We start from the raw sequence: 16,512 nt of genomic DNA on the forward strand, positions 1-16,512 counted from the left end.
ATCTAATCCGTTGCTAACCCGCCTGAGTCTGGGGTGTGTCTTGCGGCCTGCTCCTAAGATAAGTGGCTAAAGGGATTAGTGGAGCGCTGACTGGCTAGAAAGCTGACTGACCAGCCTTCTTGTTTTTTCCATTCTTCTAATTTTCGCAAAACACCATCAATAAAGAGAACTTCAATGTGGTGACCAGGATCAATGGCCACCAGGCCATCGGTTAACATCTCATGGGCAGTATGATAATAAATATCGCCGGTCACATAAACATCCGCTCCCTTGTCTCGGGCCTGCGGATAAAATTTATCGCCAGAGCCACCACAGATGGCCACTGTCTCTATCAGCGGATTGGCCTTTCCGTAGCGCACCAGGCAGATGCTGTCTAATCCAAAGACAGTCTTGATTTTATGCGCGAAGGCTTCTAAGCTTTGGGGCTGAATATGGCCAATGCGGCCAAGGCCAAAGCCATTTTTTGTCTCAGCCAGCGGGCGCGGCTCTTCAATTCCCAATTCTTGGCAAAACCAGTCATTCAATCCACCAGGAACCACATCAATATTGGTGTGACTGACATAGACTGCAATATCATGCTTAACGAGGCTTAAGACAATATCACGCTGGGGAGAAGCAACCAAGTCCTTCAAGCCTTTATGAATAGGGGCGTGTTTTGTGATGATCAGATCCACACCACACGCGATGGCTTCTGCGACTGTTTGTTCCCGAATATCCAAGGTCACCATGACCCGCTCAACATCCTTAGTCAACCGCCCAACTTGTAGCCCAACACTGTCTCCCTCAAGGGATAAGTCTGGCGGGCAAAATGCTTCGTAGCGTTCAATAATATCACTTGCCTTCATCTTCAATCATCTCCTTAATAGCAGCCATTTTTTGGGTAATGGCTGCGCGGTCTTTGGTGCGGGCGTGGGGCACACAAGCAAGTGCCTCGGCTAATTTAACATATTCTCTGTGCCACTTGGCCTTAAAGACAGCTGTCTTGGCCTGGGACAAAAATGGCCCAAAGCGATAAGCTTTAGCATCAAGCATTTGGTGGCCGGGCTGGGCCACTATAATCTCATAATATTTATCATTTTCCATAAGAATGGTTTCAGCAACAATGGCAAATTGATGGGCCACTAACCACTGGCGTAATTCATCTTCACGATTATTGGGTTGGAGCACCAGGGTTTTTACTGTCGCTAACTGGGCCTGGCCTGCTCCAAGAATATCAGCAATCAAACGGCCACCCATGCCACAGATGCTCACAGCTGTGATGCCATCTTCAGCTTGCATGGCGGCTAAGCCATTGGCCAGGCGAACCGAAATGACTTGTTGCAGGCCATGCGCAGCGACATTACGACAAGCAGATTCGTACGGGCCTTTGACCACTTCTCCAGCTACCGCTCTATCGATAAGGCCTTGGGACGCTAGATAGATGGGTAAGTAAGCATGATCACTTCCTACATCTAACAAACGGCTACCGGGAGGAATTTTTTCAGCAACAAGGCTGAGACGTTTTGATAAGTGTTCCATGGTTTTTAGACTTTCTCTTCTTCTGGCTTTAGGTTGCTTCGTGTTTTCGCAGCAGCTAAGGCAACTGGCACGGCTACTTGGTGGAAGGTAGTGCCTTCAACATCAAGCACAAGCCCTTTGAGCCCAAGGCGTGCAACCTTTTTACCATTATAACAAAATTTGCTGCGCTCGCCCATCTCACTGCTGTGTTGGTAAGAAAGGATGCTGCTCGCCTTGTAAAGATGGCGTGTTAGTGACTATATCAGCGAGCAGCTCAACGGGCTTGCGGCTGTGGCATCAGGGGGCTTTATCACTGAAAATGAAAAACTCTTAGAAGTCTGTCCTATCAACATTTCTAAGAGTAATCACTCATTTATTTACTGTATTACCTTCTTAAGACTCGCAAAGGTTTTGGAAAATTTGGCTAGCTTTTGGAATGCAGGTCAACTCAGACTTTTTTTCTGCAATTGTTTGTAATAATGGCAGTAGCTTTGGACGGGACATTCCTGACATTTGGGATTCTTAGCCAGGCAATGATATCGCCCAAAGAAAATCAAGCGGTGGTGGGTCTTGACCCAGTCTCGTTTAGGAATTTTTGCCATTAGATCCGTTTCGATTTGGGTAACAGAAGCATCAGGGGCTGAGATGTTGAGCCGCTTGGCCACGCGCGCGACATGAGTATCAACAGCTATCCCTGGAATATTATAAACTTCACCTAGTACCACATTTGCTGTTTTGCGACCAACTCCTGGCAGGCTTTCGAGTTGGGCGTGCGTTTTAGGGACTTGCCCGTCAAACTCCTCTAGTAGTAATTGCGCTGTTCTGATAATGTTTTTGGCCTTGTTTTTGTAAAGGCCAATGGTACGCAGACAGGTTTCAACATCAGAAAGCTCAGCTGCCGCCAAATCAGCCAAATCTGGATATTTAGCCCATAAAACTGGTGTTACCTTATTTACGGCCTTATCCGTTGTTTGGGCTGACAAGATGACAGCAATCAATAACTGATAGGGGCGATCAGGTTGCCAAGTTAGTTCGCCCTTTGCCTCTGGAAACATCTCCGCAATAATTGCTAAAACTTTACGTAACCGTTCTTTACCGATGCGCATTACTCATCATCACTCCATAAATTCATCGCCGCTAAAAAGTCATCTGAAACGGCCACCTGCTGGTTTTTTGTCTCACGTTCTTGCTGCTTTTCTTTGACTTGCCGCAAATTAGCAATACCCTCCTTGCGCCAATTGCGCAGGATTGCTTGGATGTATTTCCAATTGGTTTTGCCATTAAAAACAGCTTCGCGAAGGGCTTCGCGGATCAAATCAGGGTCAACCTTATCCTCACTGACAGTTTTTTGCAAGTCTTCTAACTCAAAGGGACTAAGTAAACGCCCTAATTCTTGTTCAAAATCGGTCACCAGGCTGCGCAGGGGATTGATTGGTGTAGCAACGTCGGTATCAGTTGCATGGGGTTGTTTAGCCTTTGCAATGACTTCATCTAATTTAGCCAAGGCAGGGGTTGCATCAAAAATGGTTTCAATCTCGCCGGCCAACTCAATGGTTTTCATATCTAAAAGCTGCTGCTGGCTTAAACTAGCAATGGCTTTATTGATGTCAGCTACTGTTTTTCCCAGCGCCTTAGCAATTTGACTGGGAACAATCTCCTCTTTGCTTGTGGTATTTTGCAGGTAAAAAAACTGCCACACCAAAAAATCATCTGGATTATTAAAAAGATCCTTATAATGAAAAAGCAAGGCACTTGGAAAAACCAAGTTGCCTGATTTATAGTGCTCTAAATAACTCATAATCCCCCATTCTCACTAGTCATTAGTAGTTAGGTATTGAGTCAGTCAAGCAACTGACCTTAGCCTGGGAAGTTCATCAAAACTTTAACATCAATATCACCAATAGCATGGCGGCCATTTAAGCCATCGAGTTCGATAAGAAAGGCACATCCTGCAACAACACCACCTAATTGCTGAACCATTTCGATCGTTGCTTTAACGGTTCCACCGGTTGCTAATAAGTCATCAACAATCAAGACACGTTGTCCAGGTTTAATAGCATCGGCATGCATGGTTAAGGTGTCTAAACCATATTCTTTTTCATAATCAGCTGAAACCACCTCACGTGGTAATTTCCCTGGTTTACGAACAGGTGCAAAACCAATTCCCAATTCAACAGCGACCGGACAGCCAATGATAAAGCCCCGTGCTTCTGGGCCGACAATCATATCAATGTCCTTATCGCAAGCGTATTGGGCAATTTCCCGAATCGCATAACTATAAGCTTTGCCATCTGCCATCAAAGGAGAGATGTCTCGAAAAGTGATGCCTTCTTTGGGATAATTTTCAATGGTTGCAATATAATTTGTTAAATCCATAATACTTTCTTTCTAGCGACTTTCGGTCAACATAAAATACTCTTCATTATACCATGAAAGCCTTGTTTCGTAAAACTTATTTATCCCCAAACCTACTATTTGGCTCATCTGCTGCTCTTAGCCAATCATAAATAGCCTGCGGGCTGCCTAGAGCCATTAATTCTTGATAAGCCACCTTGGCTTTTAAGTTTTGATAAATCAAACTCTCAGTTAAATCCTTCTTTGGTGCATCCTTAATCACCGTCATTACTCCATCGGCAATGTTTACAAAACCAAGCTCTTCGAAAATTTGAATCATTTTTGTTAAAAGCTGCTGATCAAGGTTCAAATAGCTGGCCAAATCAAGCAATTTATAGCGGATATCAAACTCTGGAAATTGGTAGAGAGTTTTATATAGTTTAGCAAACTGCTCCTTACTGCCATAACCAGACAAGTATAGAGGTTGCTCAATCTTATTTTTAAAGTAAATAGCCGTTAGGTGTTTTTGGGCAAATTGCTGGCGCAGCTGATTGGGCTCATCAGGGATAAGTTCAAGTAAGGCAGCTTGCCCATCTTTAGCTTCAGCTAAGCTAGGCAAATGCTTAGGAATTACCGCATTGCGCTTACGGACATCGATCAATTGAATCCCAGATACTCGTGCATCAACCAAAAATAATTGGATACTAGTGTGACCATTCCATTGGTTCACACTGAGGGTCACAGCCAACTCCAGACCGCGAGCCTGCTGAAATTCTTGCCAAAAGGAACCTTTTTGAAAGGCAACCACGTCAATTTCGACACCATCTTTGGCAATTTTTAATTTCAAATGGCGATTATTTTGCCCCATGCTGCGAGCTTGTAAGACCTGAAAATCCCGTAACCAAAAAAGAGGCTTTTTATTATCCATCCCAAAAGGCGCTAGAACACTCAATTCCTTAAGGGTTGCTAAACTGAGCTGCTTGAGGTCTAATTCGTCATCTAAGCTGAGTTGACTCTTTTGATCAATCGCTAAGTGCTTGTTGGCCACATAATCAGCCAAGGCCTGACGCAAGAGGGGCAATTCAGCCGCATCAATGGTCATACCAGCAGCTCCAGCATGTCCACCAAAGGCGAGCAGATGTTCTTTGGCCGCAGCTAGAGCCTGGTAAATATTAATCCTTTCTGGACTGCGTGCTGAGCCCTTAGCCAGCTCATCATCAGAAATTCCCAAAACAATAACTGGACGACCGATTTCTTCCATGATGCGGCCAGCAACAATCCCTAGTACGCCTGGATGCCAGCCTTTTTTGGCTAAAACCTGAATAGGCTGGGCCAAGTCCACCATCTCTAAAGCTTCCTGATAAATAGCTTGGACAAGCTCCTTACGCTCTTGATTTTTGGCATGAATCATCAGGGCTATTTGATGGGTTTCTTCCTCATCAAAACCTGTCAGTAATTCCAAAGCAGGATTTGGATCATCCAGTCGGCCAAGTGCATTTAAGGCAGGCGCAATTTGAAAGCCGATGGTTTCCTCGTCACAGTCACCAGGCTTAACATCAGCGAGCTGCATCAACTCTTGCAGACCAATTCGCTCGGTTTGGCGTAAGACGGCTAGTCCATTTTTAACCAAAATGCGATTCTCACCGGTCAAGCTCACCATATCAGCAATGGTGCCAATGGCTACCAAATCTAAAAACTCTGTGGGAATACTCTCTAAAAGGGCACAAGCCAATTTGAAAGCAACGCCACAGCCCGCTAAATAGTGAAAAGGGTAATCGGCATCTGGATGTTCTGGATGGATAATCGCGAAAGCTTTTGGCAAAGCCTCAGGTAAACTATGGTGGTCGGTGACAATGACATCAACTCCCTGGGCTTGCGCGTAAGCAATCGCCTCATGGCCAGCCACGCCATTATCAACAGTGATAATCAAGGAGACGTCTTCTTGTTCTATGAAATATTTGTAGACACTTTGATTTGGCCCGTAGCCATCACTAAAACGATTAGGCAAATAAGTCCGCACTTGGGCTCCTAGCATCTCTAGTGTTTCTTGCACAATTGAGGCAGACGTCATTCCATCGGCATCGTAATCGCCGTACACTAAAATCGTTTCTGCCTGCTCAATCGCCTGGCGAATGCGCGGCACTGCTTTTGCCATATCATGAAGTAAATAGGGATCATGCAAATCAGCTAAATCAGCGGTCAAAAAAGCTGTTAAATCTTCTGCTGTGCGGATGCCCCTTTGATAAACTAACTGGGCCGCTGCCTGGCTAAGTCCCTGGTTCTTAGCAAGCTTAAAAAAGCCAGCATCTGGCTTTTCCTTAGCTAGGGCCCATTGATAAGTAGCTGTGATCATTTATAATTAAAGACCTTTCGTGCAAAAAAATCTGAGAGCCGTGGAAAGAGGGCATAAAAGGTGTTGGCCGCTGCCAATAAGAAGGGAAGATTGAGTTCGCGCTTAGGCCGATCAAGAACCGCGACAATCCGCTTTGCAACTTGCTGGGGCTGTAAGGTAAAACGGCTCACGCTAGCCAAGTACTGACCAGACGGATCAGCCTGATCAAAAAAGCCTGTCGCAATTGGCCCTGGATTGACCGTAGTCACAAAGACACCCTGATCAGCTAGTTCTAAACGTAGGGCATTTGAATAGCCAATCATGGCAAATTTGGTCGCAGAATAGACTGTTGATTTGCTAGAAGCAATCAGGCCAGCCATGGACACAATATTGATAATGTGCCCCCGACCTCTGCTAGCCATCCGATGGCCAATCAAACGCGCAAAAGTAATGCTTGCCAGAGTATTGACGGCAAACATTTCGGCAATTTCTGCACTGTCAAAGGCATCATAGCTTTTAAAAGCACCAAAGCCTGCATTGTTAATCAATACATCAACTTGGCCATGCTTTTGCGCAATCTCTTCCACTAAAAGAGCAATAGCCTGACTATCTTTAATATCAATCGCATAAATGGCCTTATGAGGAATCTCAGCATATAAGGTTGCCAGCTTTTGGGCATCTCGGCCAACTAAAATAATGAAATCATCAGTGGACAATTGATGAATAATGGCTTGCGCTAAGCCACCACTAGCTCCTGTAATCAAAAAAGTTCGTTTTGCCATTAAATACTCACTTCCTCTAAATCTTTGACAACCTTAACGGGTTCAAAAATCGTTGCGGCATCTTTTTCCAGTTGACGACAGGCGCGGCCCAAAAACCGAGCAGAAACGTGATTTAACAAGAGACGTTTGGCTTTTGCTTCTTTGGCAATCTCAGCAGCCTGCATATTGGTAGAATGGCCATGGTTACGAGCCATCCGGTCATCACCTCTACCATAGGTTGATTCATGAACTAAAACATCCGCATCTCTGGCCAGCCGAACGCTGGCTGGGGTTTTGCGGGTATCACCGATAATCGTAATGATTTTCCCTTTTTTCGGAGCAGAGATAAAATCACTAGCTCTAATTAGCCTACCATCTTCTAAGACGACATCTTGGCCATTTTTTACCTGGCCAAACAAAGGACCAAAGGGCACGCCAGCTGCTTTTAAAGCTTCAGCATTTAAGGTTCCCTCTAAGTCTTTTTGGACAATACGGTAACCAATACAAAAAATCGTATGCGCTAATTGTTCTCCATAAACCAAAAATTTATCAGTCTCCATCAATAGACCTAGATCATTTTCGGTGAATTCTTTGAAATGGATGCGATAAGGTAGTCTTGAACCAGAAACCTTGAGGCTGGTCATCACAAAGGACTTGATGCCAACAGGTCCATAAATCTCAATGTCGGTTTGCTCTTCACTTGCTTGAAAAGCCCGGCTGGCTAAAAAACCCGGCAGGCCAAAAATATGGTCCCCATGTAAATGTGTGATAAAGATTTTTTTAATTTTACGAGGCTTAATGTGCGTCTCTAAAATTTGGCGCTGGGTTCCTTCACCACAATCAAACATCCACACTTCATTGATTTCATCTAGCAATTTTAAAACTAGACTCGAAACATTTCGCTGCTTAGCCGGCTGGCCAGCACCTGTCCCTAAAAACTGTATTTCCATTATTAAATTAACTTATACTTTCTAATTGCTGATATAGAATTGGTATTGCCGCTGGTGAAAGCCATAGCATCTTTGACCAGAGTAGGACTTAGCCAGGGCTATTAGCTCCTCTTGATTATAGGAAGTCAGCAAAACTGTCCCATCCTCAAAGAGATACTTTTGCGACAAAAGGTGATCGGCTAACGCTTCTTTATGCCGCTTTTGCTCAGTAAAGCCATTGAGACACATTTTAATCTGGTTTGCTTCTTGATAAACCAGATAATGCGGAAAAATCATCGCCAGTTCAAATAAGAGTGCCTCAGTCACTGGCTCATTCACCTCAGAAAAAACCAAGGCTTCTTCTTGTTCTGCTTCTTGGTAGACATATCCATAAGCTTTGCCTGAGACATTTAAACGTACAAAAGGAAGAGATTCTTTAAAAAAACTAGGATTAGCTTGGCATAGCCCCAAAGCTTTTGACATCTGATAATAGTAATCTGTAGCTGCCTTAGGGGACTGCTTTTGATATATTTCTGCAAAATAAGCATTTAAAACACTAGGTGGAGGGGTAATCAGCCGCTTCTTTTCTTGATCTGACACCCCCTGCATAATGGTGGTTAAGTATTGTTGATCCATTGAGGTATAGCCCCCATATTGCATTGCCAAAGAAATATAATCAGTCATAAAATCCTTCTAATCTCCATTTATTCTTTGAGGCGATATAGCCTTTGATGTTTTCTTTTCTTTGTTCGAAGTGATAGTCATCTAAGAAGGCAACCTTTTGCAGCTCATATAGCTTATAAAAATCAGCCGGATCGACACTTATGGAAAAAGGTATAAACAATTCACAAATCTGCTCAACTAGCCATGTACGTAAGCGTTTTCGACTAGAGTGATCATGCGCGCTCAATTGTATATTAGGAAAAGCTGACGCTGTAAAGGCTTGAGCTAAATCCATTTTATTATAAATGGTCAAGCGAGGAATGTGTTGCATCCCTAAATCACGAAGAATCTCTAACACGACCTGCTCTTGCTCTAGCTGGTGCGGGTCACTGGCATCAATGACATGTAAGAGCAAATCCAGATGACGGCTTTCTTCCAAGGTTGATTTAAAGGCAGCAACAAGCTCTGTTGGCAAATCTTGGATAAAACCAACTGTATCAGTTAGAGTCGCCTGAAAGTGGTCTCGTAGATATAACTGTTTGGTCGTAGCATCCAGAGTCGCAAACAATTCATCAGCCTCATAGTGGTCATGATCGGTCATGAGATTCATGATCGTTGACTTGCCAGCATTGGTATAACCAATGAGACCAATCCGAAAAGGCTCTGAAGTCAAACGCTTTTCACGAGTAATTTGGCGATTCTGTTCGACTTGCTTGAGCTTGTGCTCAATATCTGCGATCTGCTGCCGAATTGAGCGGCGATTTAGCTCTAGCTGACTCTCACCAGGTCCTCGGCTACCAATACCACCAGCTTGACGGCTAAGCAGAATTCCTTGCCCCATCAAGCGGGGCAAGAGGTATTTCAATTGAGCCAGATGCACTTGCAATTTGCCTTCATGGCTATGCGCCCGCATGGCAAAAATATCTAAAATTAATTGCATGCGATCAATCACTTTTACGCCAAGCTCAGCTTCTAAATGGCTATTTTGACGTGGCGTGAGCCGGTTATTGACAATAACCATGTCAATTGCATCAGCTGCCACTCGGGCGCTTATCTCGCTTAATTTTCCAGCGCCCACTAAGGTCTTGCTGTCATACTTTTTACGTTTTTGCTCATAGCTAGCAACCACTTCTGCGCCAGCTGTTTGGGCAAGGCTAGCAAGTTCAATCATTGACATTTCAAATTGTTGTGTATCTGGTAAGGCCACACCAACCAGAACAACGCGTTCTTGTGCGTTTTGTGTCTCAATTAAGCTCATGTCCAAACCTCCAAATACCGTAACATTTATTATACCATAAATCTAAGCAAAGATTAGGTATTACCAGCTAATCGGCTAGTTCTTAGTCAAGAAGGCTTGCGCGTCCGCCACCAGTTCAGCTGGGTAGGTCGGCTCAGAAATCTGGTAAAAAGGCACTGCCATCCTATTTCTAAACCAGGTCAATTGCCGCTTTGCAAATCGTCTGGAATTTTGTTTGAGCTGAGCTAGGGCCGCATCTAGACTAGCTTCGCTGGCAAAATAAGGGAATAATTCTTTATAACCAATCGCCCGGCTGGCTTGGGCATGAGGAAAATGCGTGAAGAGGTCCTCAGCTTCTGCTAACAGTCCTTGCTCCACCATCCCATCAACACGCTGATTGATACGCTCATATAAGGAGGCTCTTTCATCAGTCAGCCCAAGGAGCAAGACCTCATAGGGAAAAGGCTTATTTTGCTGCTTAGTGGCAAAACGATGGCGCTCCAAGGCCCGGATAGCTCGGCGGCGATTGGGCTCATTAATGGCAAGCCTGGCCTTTTTGACTTGCTGATAGAGTTGCTGGTTTGTCAGTTTCGATAAGGCTGCGCGGTAGGCTAAGAGAGCCGCCTGATCAACCTCTCCACCAAGGTGATAACCTTCAATCAAACTTTGGATGTAAAGGCCCGTTCCCCCAACAATAATCGGCAACTTACCAGCGGCCATAATGTCATCTAGCGCCCTGGTCGCATCCTGGACGAAATCATAAACAGAATAATTTTCCCAGGGCTCTCGAATATCTATTAAATGGTGTTTCACCAGCGCTTGCTCCCTAGCACTGGCTTTGGCGGTACCAATATCTAGCCCCTTATAGACTTGTTGGCTATCACCAGAGATGATCTCGCCATTAAACATCTTAGCCAACTCAATCCCTAGAGCTGTCTTTCCCACGGCAGTTGGTCCGACCACTGCAATTAGTTTTTTTCTTGGTTCTTTTATTGTCATGTCAAATCTTCAAAGCATACCCTTTCACTTGCTATTTCGGTCTTTTTTCGCTAACATATATTATACCATAGATGTTACCACTCTAAAGGTTAGAATAAATGTTACAGGAGAATAGCGTTATGAAAAAATACCCATTTGCCAAAGGTCTCATTACAGGTGTCCTTGCCACTACTGCTACAGTAGCTGGCGCGCTCTTGACCATCAAAAAAACGATTATTGAACCCGAAGAAGAAAAAGAAGCATTCATCGAAGAAAACCGCAAAAAGGCAGCACGTCGTCGTGTATCCCGTTAAGCAGCAACAAAAGAACTGGAGACTTCCCCAGTTTCTTTTTTTATTGGCTTGCAAAAAGCGCTAGCAATTTTGTCGCAGATAATAGCACCGCAGGTCTTATAGAAGCACAAAAGGAAAGCTGCTTTTTAGCTGCTCTCCTACTTAGTTATCGTATCAGTCACTCGCTATCATTGCCAATGAACCAAAAGGTTTTTCTTTACGCTGATAGTTGAGGTTAAAACCTATCTGTTAGGTAGCCAAGCTTAGGCGGTTACTGCCTCAGGCAAGACTTCCCCAAGAACAGCTAAGCGCTCAGCCCATTGCGTGCGCGTTAAGCCATGTTCTTGCACGTAGCGATTACGTTCATGAGCTCGGCATTCTGGTGAGCAGCCGCGCAAGTATTTGGCTTCATTTGCTTCAGAAGCAAAAATTTGCTTATTGCAAAATGGGTTGGCACAATTCACATAGCGTTCACAAGGCGAACCATCAAAATGGTCCTTACCGATAATGGTAGGGTCAACATGGTTAATAGGCACCGAAATGCGCTCATCAAAGACATACATAGCACCGTCCCATAGTTCTCCTTGCACCTTTGGATCCTTACCGTAGGTAGCGATGCCGCCGTGTAATTGCCCAACATCCTTGAAGCCCTCACGAACCATCCAACCTGAGAATTTTTCACACCGCACACCACCGGTACAATAAACAACTACCCGTTTTTCCATAAATTGTTCTTTATGATCACGTACCCATTGGGGTAATTCACGGAAATTACGAATATCAGGACGAATAGCCCCACGGAAATGACCTAAATCATATTCATAGTCATTGCGCGTATCAAGGACAACAGTATTTTCATCTAGCAAGGCTTCTTTGAACTCTTGGGGATTTAAATAGGCTCCCGTGGTTTCTAGAGGGTTAATATCCTGATCAAAGTCATTGTCTTCTAAGCCTAGATGAACAATTTCTTTTTTGTAACGCACAAACATTTTCCGAAAAGCTTGTTCTTTTTCTTCGTCAATTTTGAACCAAAGATCAGCAAAACGCTCATCACTGTGCACCCAATCCATGTATTTTTGGGTGGTTTCATAATCACCAGAGACGGTACCGTTAATGCCTTCGTCAGCAATTAAAATCCGGCCCTTAAGACCAATGGATTTACAAAATTCCAAGTGCTGCGCAGCATATTCTTTAGCATTTTCAATAGGAACGTATTTGTAATAGAGTAAAACACGAATGTTTTCAGACACAGTTAAGTTATCTCCAATTCTTTTATTCTTTTGCTTTATCTTTTATTATAACCTGCCAAAAGCCAGACAAGCAACAAATTAGCTTGTACATTTTATCACAATACCAACTCGCAAAAACCAGCCAAGGTAGACCTCTCACAGGTCACCCTAAGCTGGCTATTTTTGATTATTGCTTAATAAGATTGCCAAATGTCTTGATTGTATTGTTCGATAGTGCGATCAGATGAGAAGAAACCTGCTTTGGCAATATTATGCACAACCTTTGTCATCCAAAGATCTTGGTCTTCATAATCAGCCAACATCCGTTCTTTTGTCTGGATATAATCTTCCAAATCAATCAAAGTCATAAACCAGTCTTTGTTGATTAATTCCAAGTAAAGCCGCTCTAAACGTTGCTCATTACCAATTTTCAACATGTCAGGGCTAATGATAAAATTAACCGCTGCTTTGATTGCTGGATGGCTATCATAGTAATGTTTAGATACATAGCCACCTTCAGCATACAAACGAATAATGGTATCAGAATCTTGACCAAAAGTATAGATATTGTCCATACCTGCCAGCTCTGCAATTTCTACATTAGCACCGTCCATAGTCCCTAAGGTCAAGGCCCCGTTGAGCATAAATTTCATATTACCTGTGCCTGAGGCTTCTTTTGAAGCTAAGGAAATTTGTTCAGAAATATCAGATGCTGGGATCAAGTGTTCAGCTACTGTGACATTATAGTTTTCCACCAAGTGAACGTTGAGGTATGGGCTTACCTCTGGGTCATTATTGATTAATTCGGACAGGCAAAGGATCAAGTGAATAATGTCTTGAGCAATCACGTAGGCTGGTGCTGCTTTGCCGCCAAAAATCACTGTCAGTTTGCGTTTAGGTAACTTGCCATTTTTGATTTCTAAGTATTTGTGGATGACATATAGCGCATTCATTTGTTGGCGTTTGTATTCATGGAAGCGCTTGATTTGTGTATCAATAATCGAGTTTTCATCCAAATCAATGCCTTTGTTCTCTTTAAGGTAACGCTTCAAGGCCAGCTTGTTGTTAGCCTTAATATCTGCTAAGCGTTGATGCACAGCAGGGTCATCTACAAAGGCCAATAATTTTTCTAATTTGGTGCCATCTGTAAGATAGTCATCACCGATTAATTCTTTCAAATAAGCAGCTAAATCTTGGTTAGCAAACTCTAACCAGCGACGGAAGGTAATACCATTGGTTTTATTATTGAATTTTTCAGGATAAAGTTGATAAAATTCTTTTAATTCGCTAGTCTTAAGAATTTCCGTATGAAGGGCAGCAACCCCATTGACGCTGGTAGCAAAATGAATATCCATGTGCGCCATATGAACTCGTCCATCTTTATCAATAATTTGTAAAGCAGGATTGTCAACTTCTGTCGCAATCAATTGGTCTAGTTGCTCAATAATGGTAACCAAGTGAGGCACAACTTCACGCAAGTAATCGATTGGCCATTTTTCTAAGGCTTCTGATAAAATCGTATGGTTGGTATACCCTACCATTTGTCTAACAATAGCTACCGCTTCTTCAAAAGTCATGCCATGCTTTTGTGTTAATAAACGAACCAACTCAGGAATGACCATTGATGGGTGGGTATCGTTGATTTGGACATAAGCATAGTCAGGAAGATCGTACAAATTAGAGCCACGTTCTAGGGCCTCATCAATCAAGAGCTGAGCGGCATTAGAGACCATGAAGTATTGTTGGTAAATGCGCAGCAATTCACCATTTTTATCTGAATCATCAGGGTATAAAAAGAGGGTTAGGTTCTTTTTGATTTCCGTTTTATCAAAACTGATGCCTTGTTTAATCAAGCCATAATCCACAGCCTCAATGTCAAATAGGTTCAAATAATTTTTAGTGTCACGTTGGTAACCTAAAACATCAATGCGATCAAGACGTGATTTCAAGGTGAAATGACGAAATGGCACATCATACGAAACCTCTGTAGGAACTAACCAAGACTGGTCTTCAATCCAATAATTAGGTTCTGCCTCTTGCTGATTGTGACGAAAAACCTGTTTAAATAGGCCACAATGGTAGTTCAAGCCAACACCTTCACCGTTAATTCCAAGTGTTGCCATGGAATCAATAAAACATGAAGCAAGACGCCCTAAGCCACCATTTCCTAATGACGGCTCTAGTTCCACATCTTCAATCTCTGCAATGGATTTACCAGCTTGTGCGAGCTCTTCTTTGATGGTTTGATAGAGTCCTAAATTAATCAGGTTATTGGATAATAGCTTACCAATTAAAAATTCAGCCGAAATATAGTAAACTTTACGCTTAGTCGTATTTTTAGGCTTCTTAGCTGCTTGTTCTTTGACATACTCTAATAGACTCAGATAGAGTTCTTTATTAGACAATTGACTCAGGGTATGCCCTGTACGTTTTTCGGCAAATACTGTAAATGTGTTCATTAGATTCTCTTTTCCTCAATTCAAAATTTTAGTGTGCTTAAGCACGTCCATACAATTCGGTTAGTTCCACCAGGTAATCAATATGGTCCTGGGTCAGCTCACAAGCCCGCATCCGCCATTGCCAGTTTCCACCAACGGTGTTTGGCCTATTCATCCGGCTGGATGCATCCTTATCTAGCAAATCTTGCATGCAAAAGATGGCTGTATCGCCAACCGATGCAAAAATGGTCCGTAGCATCGCTTTGGTAATCGGCTCACCCTCATGCATGTGAAGGTAGCGGCGCACAAATCGGGCTTGTTTAACGGTTAGATTTTCATACCAGCCATTGACGACCTCATTATCATGCGTCCCCGTGTAGACGATGCAGTTACGCTCATGGTGATGAGGTAATTCCATGCTTTGGCTAGTTTCATCATACAAACCAAACTCCAGAATTTTCATCCCGGGAAAGCCCGTTGAGGCCAATAAGTGTTCGGCTTTTTCGTCAATATAACCCAGATTCTCTGCAATAATAGGCAACTGACCTAGTTGTTCACGCACAGTCTTAAATAATTCCAAACCAGGCGCTGCCTCCCAATGACCATTTTTTGCAGTTTGGTCCCCGGCAGGAATTTCCCAAAAATCAGAAAAGCCCTTGAAATGATCAATGCGAACCTTGTCGTAAATCTTGCAGCTTTCTTGAATGCGGTAGACCCACCAGGCAAAATGTGTGTTTTGATGCTCTAACCAGTTATAGATCGGATTGCCCCATAATTGCCCATCGTCACTAAAGTCATCTGCCGGAACACCGGCAATATATAGCGGTTTTTTCTCCTGATCTACCTTAAAGAGCTCAGGCATGGTCCAAACTTCGACACTATCTGCTGAAACATAAATCGGCATATCCCCAATAATCTCAATACCATGCTCATTAGCATAAGCCTTCAAGGCCAACCATTGGTTAAAGAAGAAATATTGGCAAACTTTATGGTAAGCAATACCATCTGTCAGTTCTTTTCGATAATGGGCTAGCGCAGCCTCCTCCCGCTTAATAATGGCCATATCATCCCATGCTTGCAGGGCCTTGTTGCCAAAATGTTCCTTGATCGCCATGAACTCGGCATAATCATTGACCCATGATGCCTCTTGCTCAAACTGCTGCAATGCTCGGCGATTTTGCATAGACGCCAAAAAAGTAGTGACAGCTTTTTGTAAGAGGGGACGACGCTGTTGGTAGATCAAAGCATAGTCAACCGCCTCTAAGTCCTGGCCAAAATCAACATCCGCATAGTCAGCTGGTTCTAATAAGCCTTGCTCAGCTAGCAGATCCAGGTCAATAAAATGGGGATTGCCAGCAACCGCCGAAAAGGATTGATAAGGAGAGTCACCAAAACTCGTTGTGGTTAAAGGCAAAATTTGCCAATAGGTTTGTTTGGCAGCAACTAAAAAATCCACAAAATCATAGGCAGACTGGCCAAAGGAACCTATCCCAAATTTTCCCGGTAGGGAGCTGATATGCATCAAAACTCCGCTTGCTCGTTTACTCATACGTTTCTCCTTGACATTTAGGTTATGAGCAAATTATAGCGCAAGCGGTTGCGTAAGTCAAGGCATATTAAAAAAAGACTGCCAAAATGTTCCGCTCGCTTTAAACTAGCCCTTGGTATAAAGAACTAGCTGGCTCAAAAATAGCGAGAATCTAAAAATAGACTTTTAGTAATTATCTTCCAAAAACGCCTCACCTAAAAAACGAATGACGTGATAACTGTTCTTTTTCAAAACATCAATCATTCGTTTGTCATTCTTAGATAATTGCGCTG

General features: G+C 43.3%; 15 protein-coding genes. 1 reads left to right on the plus strand and 14 read right to left on the minus strand.

Annotated features, from left to right (window positions below):
• Positions 1–53: 53 nt before the first annotated feature.
• The 11 genes from K5J94_RS07915 to miaA all read right to left on the minus strand — a co-directional run bounded on the left by K5J94_RS07915 (position 54) and on the right by miaA (position 10,752).
• Positions 54–845: a Nif3-like dinuclear metal center hexameric protein gene (locus K5J94_RS07915; protein WP_221912823.1), complete on the minus strand. Its 792-nt coding sequence runs from the start codon at positions 843–845 to the stop codon at positions 54–56.
• Positions 832–1,518, minus strand: a complete 687-nt coding sequence (locus K5J94_RS07920) for a tRNA (adenine(22)-N(1))-methyltransferase (protein WP_159583940.1) — start codon at positions 1,516–1,518, stop codon at positions 832–834. The genes K5J94_RS07915 and K5J94_RS07920 overlap by 14 nt, the downstream gene beginning before the upstream one ends.
• A gap of 422 nt (positions 1,519–1,940) precedes the next feature.
• Positions 1,941–2,603: an endonuclease III gene (gene nth, locus K5J94_RS07925; protein ID WP_159544894.1), complete on the minus strand. Its 663-nt coding sequence runs from the start codon at positions 2,601–2,603 to the stop codon at positions 1,941–1,943.
• On the minus strand, positions 2,603–3,295 hold the full coding sequence (locus tag K5J94_RS07930) for a DnaD domain-containing protein (RefSeq protein WP_221912825.1): 693 nt from the start codon (positions 3,293–3,295) through the stop codon (positions 2,603–2,605). The genes nth and K5J94_RS07930 overlap by 1 nt, the downstream gene beginning before the upstream one ends.
• A 59-nt stretch (positions 3,296–3,354) precedes the next feature.
• Positions 3,355–3,873: an adenine phosphoribosyltransferase gene (locus tag K5J94_RS07935; protein WP_159548701.1), complete on the minus strand. Its 519-nt coding sequence runs from the start codon at positions 3,871–3,873 to the stop codon at positions 3,355–3,357.
• Between the two features lie 76 nt (positions 3,874–3,949).
• The gene (gene recJ, locus K5J94_RS07940; protein WP_221912828.1) at positions 3,950–6,184 is read right to left on the minus strand and encodes a single-stranded-DNA-specific exonuclease RecJ; all 2,235 of its coding nucleotides are present in this window, start codon (positions 6,182–6,184) and stop codon (positions 3,950–3,952) included.
• Entirely contained in the window at positions 6,181–6,945 is a 765-nt protein-coding gene (locus tag K5J94_RS07945) for an SDR family NAD(P)-dependent oxidoreductase (protein ID WP_221912831.1), read from the minus strand. The genes recJ and K5J94_RS07945 overlap by 4 nt, the downstream gene beginning before the upstream one ends.
• Entirely contained in the window at positions 6,945–7,874 is a 930-nt protein-coding gene (gene rnz / locus K5J94_RS07950) for a ribonuclease Z (protein WP_159544904.1), read from the minus strand. Before rnz ends, K5J94_RS07945 begins: the two co-directional genes overlap by 1 nt.
• A gap of 21 nt (positions 7,875–7,895) precedes the next feature.
• Positions 7,896–8,537 (minus strand): cystathionine beta-lyase, encoded by a 642-nt coding sequence (locus tag K5J94_RS07955; protein ID WP_221912833.1) that lies wholly within the window; start codon positions 8,535–8,537, stop codon positions 7,896–7,898.
• Positions 8,530–9,774 (minus strand): GTPase HflX, encoded by a 1,245-nt coding sequence (gene hflX, locus K5J94_RS07960; protein WP_221912836.1) that lies wholly within the window; start codon positions 9,772–9,774, stop codon positions 8,530–8,532. Before hflX ends, K5J94_RS07955 begins: the two co-directional genes overlap by 8 nt.
• Before the next feature lie 75 nt (positions 9,775–9,849).
• Positions 9,850–10,752 carry a tRNA (adenosine(37)-N6)-dimethylallyltransferase MiaA gene (miaA, locus tag K5J94_RS07965; protein WP_221912837.1) on the minus strand — a complete coding sequence of 301 codons (903 nt, stop codon included), beginning with the start codon at positions 10,750–10,752 and terminating at the stop codon, positions 9,850–9,852.
• Positions 10,753–10,850: 98 nt separating this feature from the next.
• Here miaA and K5J94_RS07970 point away from each other — a divergent pair, with 98 nt between their 5' ends.
• On the plus strand, positions 10,851–11,045 hold the full coding sequence (locus K5J94_RS07970; protein ID WP_159544912.1) for a DUF3042 family protein: 195 nt from the start codon (positions 10,851–10,853) through the stop codon (positions 11,043–11,045).
• 242 nt (positions 11,046–11,287) lie between these two features.
• Here K5J94_RS07970 and trhO read toward each other — a convergent pair whose 3' ends face one another.
• From trhO to malQ, 3 genes are all read right to left on the minus strand, one after another.
• Positions 11,288–12,274 carry an oxygen-dependent tRNA uridine(34) hydroxylase TrhO gene (gene trhO / locus K5J94_RS07975; protein ID WP_159564209.1) on the minus strand — a complete coding sequence of 329 codons (987 nt, stop codon included), beginning with the start codon at positions 12,272–12,274 and terminating at the stop codon, positions 11,288–11,290.
• Positions 12,275–12,447: 173 nt separating this feature from the next.
• Entirely contained in the window at positions 12,448–14,712 is a 2,265-nt protein-coding gene (glgP, locus tag K5J94_RS07980) for a glycogen/starch/alpha-glucan family phosphorylase (RefSeq protein WP_159564207.1), read from the minus strand.
• A 37-nt stretch (positions 14,713–14,749) separates the two neighbouring features.
• Positions 14,750–16,240, minus strand: a complete 1,491-nt coding sequence (malQ, locus tag K5J94_RS07985) for a 4-alpha-glucanotransferase (protein WP_159544918.1) — start codon at positions 16,238–16,240, stop codon at positions 14,750–14,752.
• Positions 16,241–16,512 lie beyond the last annotated feature (272 nt).

This window comes from Streptococcus halichoeri, from assembly GCF_019774635.1.
Lineage (GTDB): Bacteria > Bacillota > Bacilli > Lactobacillales > Streptococcaceae > Streptococcus > Streptococcus halichoeri.